Origin of the sequence: Campylobacter sp. 19-13652 (assembly GCF_019702925.1) — a bacterium.
Classification (GTDB): domain Bacteria; phylum Campylobacterota; class Campylobacteria; order Campylobacterales; family Campylobacteraceae; genus Campylobacter_A.
The window spans coordinates 1,039,143-1,054,323 of record NZ_AP024713.1; the positions used below are offsets into that span (position 1 = coordinate 1,039,143).

13 protein-coding genes are annotated in these 15,181 nt (G+C 41.3%); 2 read left to right on the plus strand and 11 right to left on the minus strand.

Features of this window, described 5'->3' with window-relative positions:
• Window positions 1-484: 484 nt before the first annotated feature.
• The 7 genes from LBC_RS05065 to mltG form a co-directional block, all read right to left on the minus strand.
• Entirely contained in the window at window positions 485-1,036 is a 552-nt protein-coding gene (locus LBC_RS05065) for a 2-oxoacid:acceptor oxidoreductase family protein (RefSeq protein ID WP_221253139.1), read from the minus strand.
• Complete coding sequence (locus tag LBC_RS05070) at window positions 1,033-1,878, minus strand: 2-oxoglutarate ferredoxin oxidoreductase subunit beta (protein WP_221253140.1); 846 nt, start codon at window positions 1,876-1,878, stop codon at window positions 1,033-1,035. The genes LBC_RS05065 and LBC_RS05070 overlap by 4 nt, the downstream gene beginning before the upstream one ends.
• The gene (locus LBC_RS05075) at window positions 1,868-2,998 is read right to left on the minus strand and encodes a 2-oxoglutarate synthase subunit alpha (protein WP_221253141.1); all 1,131 of its coding nucleotides are present in this window, start codon (window positions 2,996-2,998) and stop codon (window positions 1,868-1,870) included. Before LBC_RS05075 ends, LBC_RS05070 begins: the two co-directional genes overlap by 11 nt.
• A gap of 9 nt (window positions 2,999-3,007) precedes the next feature.
• Complete coding sequence (locus tag LBC_RS05080; RefSeq protein ID WP_221253142.1) at window positions 3,008-3,307, minus strand: 4Fe-4S binding protein; 300 nt, start codon at window positions 3,305-3,307, stop codon at window positions 3,008-3,010.
• Window positions 3,308-3,315: 8 nt separating this feature from the next.
• Window positions 3,316-4,206, minus strand: a complete 891-nt coding sequence (locus LBC_RS05085; RefSeq protein WP_221253145.1) for a lactate/malate family dehydrogenase — start codon at window positions 4,204-4,206, stop codon at window positions 3,316-3,318.
• Complete coding sequence (locus LBC_RS05090; protein ID WP_221253153.1) at window positions 4,203-6,380, minus strand: NADP-dependent isocitrate dehydrogenase; 2,178 nt, start codon at window positions 6,378-6,380, stop codon at window positions 4,203-4,205. The genes LBC_RS05085 and LBC_RS05090 overlap by 4 nt, the downstream gene beginning before the upstream one ends.
• 74 nt (window positions 6,381-6,454) lie before the next feature.
• Complete coding sequence (gene mltG / locus LBC_RS05095) at window positions 6,455-7,423, minus strand: endolytic transglycosylase MltG (RefSeq protein ID WP_221253155.1); 969 nt, start codon at window positions 7,421-7,423, stop codon at window positions 6,455-6,457.
• On the opposite strand from mltG, the gene LBC_RS05100 reads away from it, so the two are divergent.
• Window positions 7,371-9,914, plus strand: a complete 2,544-nt coding sequence (locus tag LBC_RS05100) for an AsmA-like C-terminal domain-containing protein (RefSeq protein WP_221253157.1) — start codon at window positions 7,371-7,373, stop codon at window positions 9,912-9,914. The two genes, mltG and LBC_RS05100, sit on opposite strands and share 53 nt — an antisense overlap.
• Before the next feature lie 656 nt (window positions 9,915-10,570).
• Window positions 10,571-10,693 carry a hypothetical protein gene (locus tag LBC_RS09030; protein WP_260173284.1) on the plus strand — a complete coding sequence of 41 codons (123 nt, stop codon included), beginning with the start codon at window positions 10,571-10,573 and terminating at the stop codon, window positions 10,691-10,693.
• Between the two features lie 1,151 nt (window positions 10,694-11,844).
• Here the strand turns inward: LBC_RS09030 and purH are convergent.
• The 4 genes from purH to LBC_RS05120 are packed head-to-tail and all read right to left on the minus strand — an operon-like array spanning window position 11,845 to window position 15,181.
• On the minus strand, window positions 11,845-13,371 hold the full coding sequence (gene purH, locus LBC_RS05105) for a bifunctional phosphoribosylaminoimidazolecarboxamide formyltransferase/IMP cyclohydrolase (protein WP_221253159.1): 1,527 nt from the start codon (window positions 13,369-13,371) through the stop codon (window positions 11,845-11,847).
• The gene (locus tag LBC_RS05110; RefSeq protein ID WP_221253161.1) at window positions 13,355-13,774 is read right to left on the minus strand and encodes a hypothetical protein; all 420 of its coding nucleotides are present in this window, start codon (window positions 13,772-13,774) and stop codon (window positions 13,355-13,357) included. The genes purH and LBC_RS05110 overlap by 17 nt, the downstream gene beginning before the upstream one ends.
• The gene (locus LBC_RS05115) at window positions 13,767-14,468 is read right to left on the minus strand and encodes a hypothetical protein (RefSeq protein WP_221253163.1); all 702 of its coding nucleotides are present in this window, start codon (window positions 14,466-14,468) and stop codon (window positions 13,767-13,769) included. Before LBC_RS05115 ends, LBC_RS05110 begins: the two co-directional genes overlap by 8 nt.
• Window positions 14,465-15,181 carry a DnaJ domain-containing protein gene (locus LBC_RS05120; RefSeq protein WP_221253165.1) on the minus strand — a complete coding sequence of 239 codons (717 nt, stop codon included), beginning with the start codon at window positions 15,179-15,181 and terminating at the stop codon, window positions 14,465-14,467. The genes LBC_RS05115 and LBC_RS05120 overlap by 4 nt, the downstream gene beginning before the upstream one ends.

The window sequence follows — 15,181 nt, forward strand, 5'->3', positions numbered from 1 at the left end:
CCATATTTTACCTTTTTATTTATTTTAAGCTATTTTTCCTATTTTAAAAAGCCATAATATATTTTCTTTCTCAAGATTTCTCGTAGCAAAAACAAAAGCCCTAATATTTGATATTTGTCTATGCTCTCCAGATTTTTATACTAATCCTATGTTGTAAAATGATAAAAATCGTACCGCGGCTTAAAAATGCCAATTGTGTTGTGTTTTTGGAGCAGATTTCATATATGAGCCCACTTCATCGCTACAGCTACGCCAAGAGCGACGACACTTTGAGTAATGACGTTACACCTACTATTTTCTATAATTGAAAACAGCATTATGCTTTTAAAAAGCCTAAATTTAATCGAAAGCTCGCTACATTACAAGCTACAAACAAAATGCGCCAATACAATATCATAATCAGAGTAAGATAAATTTAAAAGCTTTGCGGGGCAAATCGTATCACAACGTCCGCAAAGCCAAGAAATCAAAAGTAGAATAAGCCCTATTTCATAAGCTCTTTTGCGTATTTTAATCCTAGTACATAGGCTTTTTCATTTGCTGCTTTTACCTTTTCGGGTACAGTGCTTAGCATCTCATCACGCACTGCAGCCTCATCTATACACCCACTCATCCCTACAGCTACGCCAAGAGCGACGACACTTTGAGTAATGACGTTACCCACCTCCTCTTTAGCAATTGTGATGATGGGAATTTCATAGATTCTCCATCTCTTTCTGTCCTCTTCGCTAGCTCGCACTAGATTTGGTTCTATGACTATTATGCCACCCTCCTTTACGCCATCCTTAAACTGCTCATAGCTTATCTGAGCAGTAGCGAGCATAAAGTCTATCTCACCCTCGTTTGCGTAGGGATAGAGTATGTCTTTATCATCTAGGATAATGTCAACCTTTGTTGGACCACCGCGTACTTGTGATGTGTATGTAGACGCCTTTATGCCATATCCACCTGCTTCTATCTTTGCAGCAGCCAGTATCTCTCCAGCTAGTATAACACCCTGCCCGCCTACTCCGACAAATCTAAGCTGCGCCTTCATACTATCTCCTTAAAATCTACCTTGCCGCCACTTTGAGCCGCTTTTATCACCATATCATAGGCTTTTGTGTACTCGGTTCTTGTAGTGTCATGATGAAGCACACCCATAGGAAATAGCCCCAATTGCTCCTCGCTTGAGAGTTGGTCAAATTTTATCTTGCTCGTAGTGCGAGCTTTTATCCATTCAAGCATCTGTGTGGCTTCGCCCATTTTATTTTTACGTCCTAAATTTATATGGCAGTTTGAGAATATATCAAAAAAGCTATACCCCTCATGGCTAAAGCCCTGTTTTAAAAGCTTAGTTATGCGCTCTGGATTTATCACGCTCTCACGCCCGACAAATGTCGCTCCAGCCGCTGTTGCAAGCTTTGCAGCGTCAAAGTTATTCTCGATATTTCCCCACTGAGCCGTAACAGTCCAAAACCCACGCGGAGTGGTTGGGCTAGTCTGGGAGTTGGTAAGCCCATAGATGAAGTTATTTATCAAAATGTGGTTAATGTCTATATTTCTACGACAGCCGTGTATAGTGTGATTTCCACCTATTGCTAGTCCGTCGCCGTCGCCTGTTACGACTATTACTTTTTTGTCTGGATTTGCAAGCTTTATACCGGTGGCGTAGGCTATGGCACGTCCGTGTGTGGTGTGAACTGTATTACAGTTTACATACGAGCTAAAGCGTCCAGAGCAGCCTATGCCACTTACAACGCACACATCATTCATATCCCAACCTAGCTCGTCTATGGCGCGGATTACGCTTTTTAGTATCACTCCGTCTCCGCAGCCCCAGCACCAAAGCGTTGGCATCTTGCTAGTTCTTAAATAGTTATCATAATTAAACGCCATAGGTTTGCTCTACCTTTCTTTGTATTTCTTGTGGACTTAGTGGGCGACCGTTTGCCTTTAATAGTGTAGCAAAATCATCGCGCAAGATAGCCTTTTTAATCTCGCCGCTATACTGCCCTAAATTTAGCTCACACACTAAAAGCTTTTTAAATTTATCCCCAATAGTCTTTAGCTTTGTCTCATCAAGTGGGAAAAGCGTGATAGGCTTAAACAGCCCTACTTTCACGCCATTTTGGCGCAAATTTAGCACAGCCTCTTTTGCTGCACGAGCCACAGAGCCAAACGCCACTATGCAAATCTCAGCATCATCAAGCATAAACTCCTCGCTTAAGCTTACCTCGTCAAGATGGTGATTTACCTTATTAAATAAGCGGTTTATGTTATACTCAACTATCTTGCCATCCTCAGTCGGAAAGCCAGTTTCACCGTGGTGAAGCCCAGTGATGTGGTAGCGGTAGCCTTTAAAGAATTTATTAAGCGTAGCTGGTTCATCAGGGGCTGCGGCATATGGCTTATACTCAGATGGATCTCCATCAAACTCTCGTCTTAAGATTATCTCAAGCTCGCTTACTTCAGGTATTACAGCGCGCCCTTGCATATGCCCTATCGTCTCATCAAGCAGCAGCATAACTGGCGTCATAAAGCGCGCAGCTAAATTAAACGCGCGCACCGTCTCGGTGTAACACTCCTCTAAGCTTGCAGGAGCTAGGACTATCATATTCATATCGCCGTGGCTTGGGTTTTTAGCCTGCAACAAATCCCCCTGCGCCACACGAGTAGGCAACCCAGTACTTGGGCCTCCACGCATTACGTTTACGATTACTAGAGGGATTTCAGCGATAAAGCCTAAGCCTATCTGCTCCGCTTTTAGCGATATACCTGGTCCTGAGCTAGCAGTCATCGCTTTTGCTCCGCTCATAGCAGCTCCCAAAGCCACGCTAATGCCGCCTATCTCGTCCTCCATTTGGATAAATTTACCGCCATTTTTTGGCAAAAGCGTGCTAAGCTCGTGGGCTATTTCGCTACTTGGAGTGATAGGATACCCACCGAAAAAATTGCACCCGCACTCAATAGCCGCCTTTGCGACTAGCTCATTTCCTGTTGCTATTAGCTCTCTCATCGCCCTCTCCTAAAGCTTTACAAATTTATTAGCTTTTACAGCCGCAGCTCGCTCTTTTGCCTGAGGCGTAAGAGTGGCAAATTTAAAGCCCTTTGGCGCAACATAAATGGCAAAATCAGGGCAGTGCAACTCGCAATCCCTACACCCTATACAGGACTCAGGGTGTACGACTGTAATCATCTTACCCAGCACCGCATGCGGATCTTGGCGCATACCTAGCACACCTGCAGGACAGTAGCTCACGCAGATGTCGCAAGCCTTGCACCTGCTCTCATCAGTCCAAACAGGAACATTTTCTTTGATTATCATTTTTTTCCTTAGATATTTTGTTTTAAAAAATTTATATTTTCTCTGATTTTTGCTTCACTTTTGCTTAGTGTTTTAAGCTCATCATCACTTAGATCAAGCTTTAAAATCTCGCTAAGCCCTACTCTATCAAGCCTTACAAGCCGTCCAGAAACTAGCTCATCATCTACTAAAATACTGGCAACCACCTCTCTTTTTAGCTCGCCAGCTACGCTTTCACACATTGCGACAACACCAGCTGCTGGTGCGTAATAAGCCGACGTGCCTAAAAGCTTTACTATGCTAGCTCCGCCATTTATCGTGCTCTCACGCGCTTGATTAAACTCATCATCGCTTAAGTTTAGGCTTAAGCTACCACGCACAAGCGTCATCATATCGCTGTGTGAGCCGATGACTATGCCGCGCATCTCGCTCTCATCTGCACCAGCCACAACCGCCGCCTCATAGCGATACCTAGCACTATCAAGCTCGCCAGCCATACCCAAAACTCGCTCTTTGGCAAAGCCACTAGCCTTATAAGCCACCCAGACCATCTCATCGAGTGGATTTGTAACGACTACGATTATGGCTTTTGGAGCGTAAACCGCTATATTTTTAGCGCACTCTTTTACAACCGAGGCATTTTTAAGAAGTAAATCCTCCCTGCTTTGTCCCGCTTTTCTAGGGCTTCCAGCAGTGATAATCACCATATCACTACCAGCTAGACGCACCCACTCATCGCCGCCACTTATGCGCACCTTTGTGCCAAAAATTTGAGAAGCCTGAGCTATGTCTATGGACTTTGCCTTAGCCACATTAGCCACCACATCAAGCAGTACGATCTCCTCGCACACTTCGCGCATACAAAGCGCATAAGCGATAGAGGCGCCGACATTACCAGCGCCGATTATGGAGATTTTCATATCTGGCTCTTAATTATTGAGTTTAACGCTGGACTTGGGCTCATAACAGCCGTAGCCATCATATCATCTAAATGATAATAGCCCCCTAGCTGCACGCTAAAACCCTGCACCGCCAAAAGCCCTCCAGTGATGCTTTGTTCGTTTTTAGCCAAAGCCGTGGCTAGATCTTTAAATTTATCCCCTAGCTGCGATTTTGCAAGCTCGTTTGCCCAGTAAAGAAGTAGGTAAAAATGGCTCGAGCGATTATCCATCTCGCCCACCTTGCTCTTTGGCTCGCGCTCGTCATTTAGCCACCTAGCTATGGCAGCATCTAGGGTATTTGCTAGAATTTTAGCGGCTGGCTTTTTAGAGCTTAGATGCTCCAGGCTTGCTGCAAGAGCTAGGTACTCGCCCAGACTATTCCAGCGTAGGTGATTTTCATTTATTAGCTGCTGGGCTAGCTTTGGCGCTGAGCCACCAGCCCCTGTTTCAAACAGCCCTCCGCCATTTAGTAGCGGCACAATACTTAGCATTTTTGCACTAGTGCCAAGCTCGAGGATAGGGAAAAGATCGGTAAGATAATCACGAAGTACGTTTCCAGTTACGCCTATGACATTCTCGCCATTTCGTATCGCAGCTAGGCTCGCTCGCATCGCGCTTACATAATCAAGCACTACATAAGCGCCGAGGAATTTAAACTCCTGCATATAATAGCGCACTTTTTTAATCATATTTGCATCATGCGCCCTAGCTTCATCTAGCCAAAATATCAGCCGCTCGCCGCTTGCATTATGCCTATTTATAGCTAGCTTCACCCAGCTTTTTATAGCCTCGTCTTTGGCTATCATGGCTCTAAAAATATCCCCAGCTTTTACATTAAATTTAAGCAAACTCTCGCCATTTGAGCCAACTAGCTCGACCTCACCATCCTCTTTAACTACAAAAGTCTTATCGTGGCTTCCATACTCCTCAGCCTTTTTGGCCATTAGACCTACGTTACTCACACTTCCAGCTGTACTTACATCAAGCGCACCGTTTTCTTTCATATCGTCTATACAAGCCGCATAAAGCGTCGCATAAGTCCTATCAGGGATAACAGCAAGTGCATCCTTAAGCTCGCCATTTTTATCCCACATTTTTCCACCAGCACGTATAAGAGCTGGCATACTAGCGTCTACGATGACATCGCTTGGCACATGAAGCCCAGTGATACCAGCGTCGCTATTTACCATTGATAGGGGTGCTTTTTGGCTTATGATTTGATTAAGCTTATCAATTATCTTTTTACTTACTTCACCAGGCAGGCTTTTTACTCGCTCAAGCAAGTCCCCAAGCCCATTATCAGCCATAACACAAGCCTCAGCTAGCTCAGTTTCAAACTCGCCAAAAAGCTCGCTAAAATAGACTCTAAGAGCGCGTCCAAATATAACTGGATCAGAGACCTTCATCATCGTAGCCTTTAAATGAAGGCTAAAAAGCAACCCCTCATCTCGCGCCTCTTTCTCTGCTTTTTTAATAAATTCATCAAGCCTAGCCGCGCTTAAAAATGTAGCACTTAAAACATCGCCCTCACCTACTTTTATCCCCTCTTTTAAAAGCACGCTCTCGCCATTTTTTGAGGTAAATTTAATCGCTATCTCGTCATCTTTTTGGCATATCAAAGACTTTTCATTTTCATAAAAATCACCCTCGCTCATGCAAGAGACCCTAGCCTTACTATCCCTACTCCAAGGCGCCATTTTATGCGGATGAGTTTTAGCATAGTCTTTAACCGCTTTTGTGCTTCGTCTATCGGAGTTTCCCTCTCTTAGGACTGGATTTACCGCACTTCCTAGCACCTTTGCGTACTTTTGGGCTATATTTACAGCCTCATCACTATCTAGGCTATCTGGATACTCTGGCACGTCATAGCCATTTGCTCTAAGCTCCCTAATAGCGGCATTTAACTGTGGTAAGGAGGCTGAAATATTTGGTAATTTTATGATATTTGCCTCTGGTTTTTTCACAAGCTCAGCTAGCTCAGCCAGCCCATCACTAGCCAGCCCAAAAGCCGCCAAAATCCTGCCAGCCAGGGATATATCCACCTCTTTAATACTTATCTCAGCACGCTCGCACACAGCCTTTATACAAGGCAAAAGTAGATAGCTTGATAGTAGTGGGGATTCGTCAGTTTTTGTCCATACTATATCACTCATTTACTCTCCTTTTAAATTTTGTTTAACTCTAGCACTTTTTTGCATTATTTTTACTTATATCACGCTTAAAAATACTAATTTTGCCCTTTTATGTTTCGATTATGCTCATTTAAGCTTTTACTAAATTTATGCGCGCCAGTTTTTCTATCTAGCACAAAGTACAAAAACTCACTTTTTGCAGGCGAGACAGCCGCTCTAATAGCTGAGGTCGAGACTGCGCATACTGGATACGGCACCAGCCCTTTATTAATGTAAGTATTAAAAGCACTTCTATCGTTTCTAATACGCTCAGGGGTTATTTTCTGATGAGAGTACGCGCCATAGTTTAAAGTTCCGTCCATTTGCAAAGGCATACCAAGCTTTAGCCTATTATAAATCACGCTTGCAACAAGAGGCATTTCAGCCTCGTTTGCTGCCTCTTTTTGCACTATGCTAGCCACGGTTAGCACCCTGGCCCACTGCTTTTTGTCATACTTACCAAACGCCCTTTTTGCAAGCGCTTCATGATAGCGCGCCGAATTTCTTAAAAGATACGCCACCACGCCACGCTCGCCTATGCCCTTTGGCACGCTATAAGTCTCAGGCACGATAAAGCCATCAGCCATAGGAGCAAGCGCCTCATATTCGCTATTTAGCCTACTTTCGTTTAAGTTTAAGCTTTTGCTAAGCTCTTTAAAAAACATAACCCTAGTTTCACCAGGAATTAACGTAACGTTCACAAGCGCAGCCTTTGCCTTTGTTAGAGCGTATAAAAAATCGCCATGGGTTAAATTTATTAAGCCATTTTTAAGCTCTCCGTACCCCCTTAGCCCTATCCAACCAGACTGCGGACGCCCCAAAATTCGCAGGCTATATTTATCGATTAAGCTTAAATTTATCTGATGATTAGATAAATAGGCTATAATTTCACCCACGCCACCCTTTGGCACGTAAAGAACGGCTGGTACGCTTATGGCGCTAGAGAGATAAAAAAGGACTGATATTATCAAAATGAGAGCTAAATCGATAAAGCTAAAATATAAATTCATCTTACTTTTTTTCATTTTTTTGCTTTCTATTTTTATTATGCTTTTACGTGGCATTAATATTTCCAATTTTCAAGCTGGTAACGTAAAAATCTCGCAATTATACATAAAACTAGATAAAAAACTCATTCTCAAAGCAAAAAATATCTATCTTAAAAGCTCCAAAAATAATAGCGACAAATTTAATCCAGCCATACTTGCTGGACTTAGCACGAAAATATATTTTTTAAATTTATTATTTAAGCAAATCGAGCTAGATACCCTAAAAATAGGCGATAAAAACATACTTTTAAGCTATGATGGAAGCAGGCTTTTTGTGGATACTGATACGCTAAGAGCTAGCCTTAGCCTACAAAAGCAAGACAACGAACATATCGATTTTATCGACATCAAGAGCCTAAGCTTAAAGGATTTTGATTTAAATTTAAAGGGCACAGCAAGCATAGAAGCACTTAAGGAGAGGTTTAAATTTAACGGAGAGTTTAAAAGCTATGAGATAAGCGGCAAAATAAGCGCAGAGCTTCACTTTAGTGAGCTAAAATATAAAATTTATGACACAAGCGCAAGCGAAATAAAAGAATTTATGGATGCAATAGAGCTAAAAGCTGGGCTAAATCACGAAATAAGAGAGTGGATAGATGGTAATATAAAAGCCAAGCACTACAGCCTAGAAAGCCTAAGTGCAAGGGCAAATTTAAAGAGCAAAAATCTCTATTTAAACGAAATAAAAGCAAGGCTAAAAGCAGATAATCTAAGCGTTAAATTTAATAACTCCCTGCCTCCAGCCACCGCAAAAAGCGTGGACATAGAACTTAAAGGCGGCAAGCTTGATTTTAGCCTGCATGAGCCAAAATATCAAAGCCATGAGCTAAGCTCAAGCTCTCTTTTTATTCACGATATTTTTAATAATAAAGCCGGGCTTGTGCTAAATATCCGCACGAATGCACCCTTTAAAGATGATATAAAAAGCATACTAAAAGCGTACGATATAAACGTGCCGCTTTTTCAAAACTCTGGCAATTTAAGTACAAATTTAACCATAAAAATGGCTTTTGAGCCTTTTAATGTCGTGGCTTTTGGGGAATTTGAGGCGACAAAAAGCGAGCTAAATATAGGCAAAATGAGCCTAACTGTAAAAAAAGCGAGGGTGAGCTTAAACAAAAACTCAACACTTTTAATAAATGCAAAAGGGGCTAGCTTAGGATTTTTAGAAGCGGACATAAAAGCAGATGTGGATTTAAGGCAAGATAGAGCGAATTTAAACGCGCAGAATTTAAACCTAAACATAGCAGACATAATAATCCTAAAAGATAAGCAAGTAAGCGCCGCACTTCGATTTAGCGATGGCTTAACTAAGCTAGAAGTACCACAATATGGCGTAAAACTAGATACTGGCAAAGGGCTAAAAATAGAGCTTAATTCAAAAAACGTGCTTGAGTATTTTAGTCTTAAGGATACGCTTGGGATTCATGATTTTAAAAGCATTCATGTCGCTAGCGATAATTTAAGCAGCTACGAAATAAGAGTAAATGAGGCTGGCTTTAAGCTTCCGCTTTTGCTTAATGGTGCAGCATATGACACGGCTAGCTTTGATATTAGTCTTAAAAACGATAAAGTAAATGCAAAAACTAGCGACGGCAAACTAAGGCTAGAATACGCAAATAACACCGCTAATATATGGCTTAACGGTCTTGATGTAGATGCAAAAGAGCTGCTTAACGATAAAGAAAAATCAAACCCTAGCGATAAAGTCATGCTAAAAATAATCGGCAAAGATTCAAATTTGGTTACCAAAAATGGGACGCTAGAGTTTAGCAGCTATGAAATAATCAAAAACGGAGCGAGCATAAACCTAAACGCAAGCCCAAAATACTCAGGTAGCATAAGGCTAAACAAAAACGCTACCTCCTGGCATCTAGCTGCGAGCAATCTAACTGCGGCTAGCGTAAATAGCTTAGGCTTAAAGGATAGCTTTGACGATGGCAGCTTTGATTTAGTCGCCTCAGGCTCTAATGAGGATCATTTTAAAGGCGAGTTAAACGCCAAAAATACCTACCTAAAAGACTATGTTTTTTACCAAAAGCTCTTAAGCTTTATTGACACTATACCTTCGCTTTTAAGCCTAAAAACGCCCGATTTTAACGAAAAAGGTTTTAAGGTAAATAGCGGCAAAGTTCGCTTTAACAAAGATGGCGATGAGCTTAAATTTGATGCTATTTATCTAAGCGGCACTAGTTCGGATCTGCTGGGAAATGGAAGCATAAATCTAAAAACAGATGCACTTAATTTTACACTTGAGCTTAGGTTTTTAAAAGCGGTGAGTAACACAATCGGACAAATTCCGCTACTTGGGCATATAATCCTAGGCAAAGACCGCTCGCTCTCGACCGTGATAAAAGTATCTGGCACCACGAGCGAGCCGACTTATGAAACGCAGGTGCTTACAGATACGCTTTTAAGCCCGTTTAAGCTCATTCGCAACATCATAAGTGCGCCGTTTAATTTTTAAAAACTCCTTTAATACTACTATCACCTTACCTACAAATTTAATCCACAATAAAAGCCAAACACCACTACCTTATACGTCTAATATCACACCCAACTAGACTACATAGTAAAAACTATATGTTTGTCTACTCACACTTTATTTACAGTTATCCTGCTAAGCCACCTTATGGCCTTTATGCACTCCTATGCCGTAAGTCAAAGCTTAGCTTTTTGTACCACTTCATGGATTAAACCACTAAGTCTAAGTAAAGTAAAGCTAAACTAGATGTTAGTAAGTATATTACAATGCAATGCAAGTAAAATAAATAAGCCACTTATATATGTGACATAGGGATTGCTTTTGGAGTTTTATAAAGCGAGGTTATTGCTTAAAGGAGATTTTTTAAATTTCCAGCCATATTTTTAAATCTTTGCTCAATTTAAGCAAAAAATAAAAAAAGTGGGGGGGGTGCATAAGATTAGCTTCTATTTTACACAAGGAGACATTATGAAAAATCTTACTAAGCAGTTTTGTGATTGCTGGACTTGCTAGCCAAGCTATGACACAAGGCGCATTTGCCCAATTTGGCAGCGGATTAACACTTTTGACACAAAGATAAAGACAGCGATGGAGCAAAAACTGATTTTAAAAAGGAGAAGTTTAACTTAGGGTTAAAAGTGGATTATGATTTTGACATTGCTAGGGTTTATGGCGGCTATAAGTATGATTTTAAGGCTAAAAAATCCATCGCAGACAGCTACGGCGATGTGGAGCTTGACTTAAATCGCATAAATTTATAAGTGGTGTAGGCTCTGATAGTGGTAGCGATGGGGGGGTATTTTGGGCGCAAACTCGGCGGAGTTTATGATATAAACGAGCATAATGGGCTTGAGTTTGGCTTTAAAGCAGGCACCATACACTACGGTAAAAAACGATAAATTTGAGCCAAGCAAGGTAAAAGAGCGAAATGCTGGAGTTTATCTGGGGTATAATTATAAATTCTAAAACTTTGTTTAAAAAGAAACATCTATTTTGAAAAGGTGTTGCTTTTAAGCGTGTTGCAGTAATTTAAAAGCTTTTAATTCGTTATTGCGGCTTTGGCACTACCGCTATTATGCGTCTTTAAAATCTAAAAGCCAGCCTTTGAGCCGGCTTGAAAACCAGTAAGAGTACGGCAGTGTATGGCTTAGCAGGCGCAAAACTTGAGAAGTTTTTAAAGTGGCTAAAGTTTGGTTTTAGCAGCAGGTGCTATAAGCTAGGTAAAAAATGAAGCAAAAAATTTAATCATTACTTAAATTTTATTTTTACCGCATTACTTTCGCACTCTTTAAATGAAGGTAAAGACTTAGTCTAGCAAAACTTGCACCATTAAAGCCGCCTATACGAGATAAATTTAATCGACTGTGCGTAAAGCCCTACGCTAAATTTGTCCCCAAGCAGTCCAAATAAATCAGTATGATTTTTAGTGCTTTGCGGGTGGACTTAGCACAAAATCTATGAAGCATCAACAAAAAAAGGGGGGGCACAAGCCCAGCAAATCTACCGCTATTATGCGGCTTGCATTATGCCACGACAGACAATAAATAAGCCGCCAAAAAGTAGCTATTTTCAAATTTAAAAAGCAATATCACTATCCAAAAAAGCCCTAAAAAGCAAGCAAAGCCAAATTTCTGCGCCTATTCGTGGCTTTAGCTTGCCACTAAAGCAAAACCAAACGCAAACAATCACACAGCTTGCAATAAGACATATTTAAGGCAGCGGGATAAGTGGGGCAAGTTTGATAAATTTATGCGCTCAAAAACCCAGTTTTTACGCACGTAAATAAAACGGTTTTACCTAATCTAGCTAGTTTAATTTCGACTACAAACCAAGCAAAAACAAACCACTTGCACGCAAAAAGGGCACATAAAATCAAAGTAAGGCGGATAACCCACCCTGCCCTTAAGAAAATTTAATGCAAAAAGTGTCTAACGCCAGTAAAATAAAGCGCCATGCCATTTTCGTTTGCCGCCTCGATGACTTCGCTATCTCGTATGCTTCCGCCTGGTTCTACGATGCATTTTACGCCTACACGTGCAGCTATGTCTATGCTATCTCTAAATGGAAAAAACGCCTCGCTAGCCAGCACACATCCACTTAAGTCTATGCCCATATCAGCGGCTTTAGCGCAGGCTGCACGAGCGGCATCTACGCGAGAGGTCATGCCCATGCCTATAGCCAGCATCGCACCATCTTTTACATAGACTACACAGTTGCTTTTTGTAAGGGCAGCCACCTGCCAAGCTATCCTCATATCTGCCACCTCACTGTCGCTAGCTATGCGCGAGCTGACACATTTAGCATCATCTATCTCGCTTTGCTCTACAAAGTCGCTAGTTTGCAGGATATATCCACCCTCGATATGTTTAAAGTCGTACTTATCAATAGGCGAGACTAGGAATTTATTATCCTGAGTGAAAATTTTAATCCGCTTTTTACCCTCAAAAACGCCCAGCGCCCCATCAGTAACGTTTGCTGCAATTATGACTTCGACATAAATTTCATTTATCTTTTTAGCAAGCTCCTCATCTAGAGTGCCATTTATAGCGATAACTCCGCCATACGCACTGACTGGATCAGCTCTAAGTGCTGCCTCGTAGCTTTTTAGCAGGCTATCTTTTACAGCAAAGCCGCAGGGATTTGCGTGCTTGATAATAGCCACTGCTGGCGCGTCATCAAAGCTAGCAGCGAGCTTTACAGCGGCATTAATGTCTGTTAGGTTATTAAAGCTCACTTCGCCCTTAAGTGCTCTAAAATTATTACTAAAAAAGCCGTTAAATTCATAAAGTGCGCCTTGTTGGTGTGGATTTTCGCCGTATCTTGTGCGAGTTACGCGCTCACCAAATATAAAATGTCTCTCGCCAAAACCACCGTAAAATCGCTCGTTTAGATAATTTGCTATGGTTGCATCATACTGAGCGGTGTGGCTAAATGCTCGAACTGCCAGCTCTTTTTTAAACTCCGCACTCACTCCGCCAGATTTTAGCATTTTAAGCACTCTTTCATAATCAAACGCCTCGCACACGACGATGACGTCATTGTGGTTTTTGGCTGCACTTCTTATCATAGTAGGTCCGCCGATGTCGATATTTTCTATGATTTCATCAAGATTATCAGTACTAAGCGTGGTCTGCTTAAATGGATAAAGATTAACACAAACTAAATCAATCCTACCTATACCAAGGGCTAAAGCTTCATCCCTGTGCGCATCTCGCTTATGCAGTATGCCTCCGTGGATTTTTGGGTGCAAGGTCTTTATACGTCCGCCAAATGCCTCTGGGCTTGCGGTATATTCACTCACCTCTTTTACCTCAATGCCCTCTGATTTTAGCAGGGAGTACGTCCCACCCGTGCTTAGTATCTCCCAGCCAAGGCTCGCTAGCCCTGCGGCAAACTCAGCCACACCGGTTTTATCGCTTACACTAATGAGTGCTCTCATACTTGCTCCTTTGTTGGTTGAATTTAATCCTAAGCCTTTCAAAAAGCTTAAGGCTAGCTAGGCTATCCTTACTAAAATAAAGGTAAGCCCCAGTAATAAATAAAAATATAGCACACAATAAAATCTCATCACTAAATAAAAACTTAGCCACACCAAAACTCATCGCACAAAGCCATAATTTCACATTTTTCAATGAGGTTGTTTTACCTAAAAATATACAAAAAATCCATAAAAATATAAATAAATTTAAACCAAAAAATATAGCAGCACTAAGCCTAGTAGGAAGTGGCATGCAGGATATAAAAATACCACCCACAACTGAAAAATAAGCAGACACAAAGCCTGATAAATCCCTTAGGGCTTTAAAAATTTCATCCGTGTAAATAAATAAAGTCTCACTCATTAATAATCTCTTTTATCTCTTGTAATTGTGCGCCATTTGGTTTTATAACCAAAGCCCAAATAAAGCCAGAGGCAATAATAGTAAAGAATACACCTTTTGAGATATTTAAATTTGTAAAGCCATCTAAGAAAATAGCCAAAGCAATGCTAAAAGATAGTGTTAAAACGGAAAGAGTGGTCGCTAAAAATCTCCTTAAGCTTAAACGCTTTTTAATATAGCAAGACAGCTTGCAAATCTCGGAAAAATCGCGCTCGTCAATAAGCCCCTCCTCAAAAAGCTCACTAGGCTGCCCTATTTGCACTGGCACGCCCCTAGCCCTCCAGCGCATAAAAAATCTCTCCAGCCTATAATTAATAATTGCGTTTGCGCCCATAGCGGCTGCGTGCTTGCGTAAATTTGTCGTAGCTACGGTTTTGTTTAAATTTGGCTCGCCGATAAGCTCAAATTTGCTCTTATTTATACTTTGCCAGCCTCTAACTTCGGAACTAGTACTTAACATAAACGAATCAGGCACTTTATAGCGCTTTGAAGCCTCAAAGGCCTTTAGCCCGCTAGCCCTGCCCTGCTCGTCAAGACAAAACTCAACTATGACGCCATTTTTAAGCTGCCCTGCACCCTCAGCTATCTCATACACCTCGCCACTATCTGTGCGAATTTGCTTAAAATCCTCAACAAAGCCACAAAGCCTACTCAAGCCCAACCTCTTTGTTTTTTAATGTTCTCATACGCTTCGTTTATCTCTTGTAGTTTTTTTGTCGCTTCGCTCACAACACTCTCGCTCGCGCCTTTACCCATTAAAAGATCTGGGTGATTTTCTCTAACAAGCTCTTTATATCGGCGTTTTACCTCGTTTTGATCTACGTTTTGGCTAATGCCTAAAACCTCATAGGGAGACTTTTTTTCTTGGGTTGAAAATCTATTATTAAACTCCGCCTCAAATCTAGCAAATATTACAGATTTTTGGGCGTCATTTAGACCTAATCCATAAGCTATCTCGGTTAGAATTTTTTTCTCACCCTGGCTAAAAACCCCATCAACGTAAGCTAAATTTAACAAAAATGCAAGCACACCAGTGGCTTCATTTGTATCTGCACCTGTGTTAAATCTATATTCAAGAGCTAAATTCCTAGCATTATCAAGCCTGGTTTTTTCACGCTCGTAAGTACTTTTTAAAGCATCACGGCTTATGCCGAAGTTGGCTGAGAAATCGCTTAAAATTTGCCCTATTAAATCGGCTTCTTCATCACTTACCACACCATCGCTTTTAGCGACTTTAGCGATCATTCCAACTAATAAATGCGCACTTTGACCGCTATTTGCTCGTCTTGCGGCGTTCGATTTTCTACTGCTTGCACTTAAAAAATAAAATGCCACAACAGCTATAAAAAAAATCCACAAATAGCTCAT

Coding starts and splice junctions, on each gene's coding strand:
- LBC_RS05065 (WP_221253139.1), bottom strand. CDS start 1,036: ATGAAGGCGCAGCTTAGATTTGTCGGAGTAGGCGGGCAGGGTGTTATA.
- LBC_RS05070 (WP_221253140.1), bottom strand. CDS start 1,878: ATGGCGTTTAATTATGATAACTATTTAAGAACTAGCAAGATGCCAACG.
- LBC_RS05075 (WP_221253141.1), bottom strand. CDS start 2,998: ATGAGAGAGCTAATAGCAACAGGAAATGAGCTAGTCGCAAAGGCGGCT.
- LBC_RS05080 (WP_221253142.1), bottom strand. CDS start 3,307: ATGATAATCAAAGAAAATGTTCCTGTTTGGACTGATGAGAGCAGGTGC.
- LBC_RS05085 (WP_221253145.1), bottom strand. CDS start 4,206: ATGAAAATCTCCATAATCGGCGCTGGTAATGTCGGCGCCTCTATCGCT.
- LBC_RS05090 (WP_221253153.1), bottom strand. CDS start 6,380: ATGAGTGATATAGTATGGACAAAAACTGACGAATCCCCACTACTATCA.
- LBC_RS05100 (WP_221253157.1), top strand. CDS start 7,371: ATGAGAGCTAAATCGATAAAGCTAAAATATAAATTCATCTTACTTTTT.
- mltG (WP_221253155.1), bottom strand. CDS start 7,423: ATGAAAAAAAGTAAGATGAATTTATATTTTAGCTTTATCGATTTAGCT.
- purH (WP_221253159.1), bottom strand. CDS start 13,371: ATGAGAGCACTCATTAGTGTAAGCGATAAAACCGGTGTGGCTGAGTTT.
- LBC_RS05110 (WP_221253161.1), bottom strand. CDS start 13,774: ATGAGTGAGACTTTATTTATTTACACGGATGAAATTTTTAAAGCCCTA.
- LBC_RS05120 (WP_221253165.1), bottom strand. CDS start 15,181: ATGAGCTATTTGTGGATTTTTTTTATAGCTGTTGTGGCATTTTATTTT.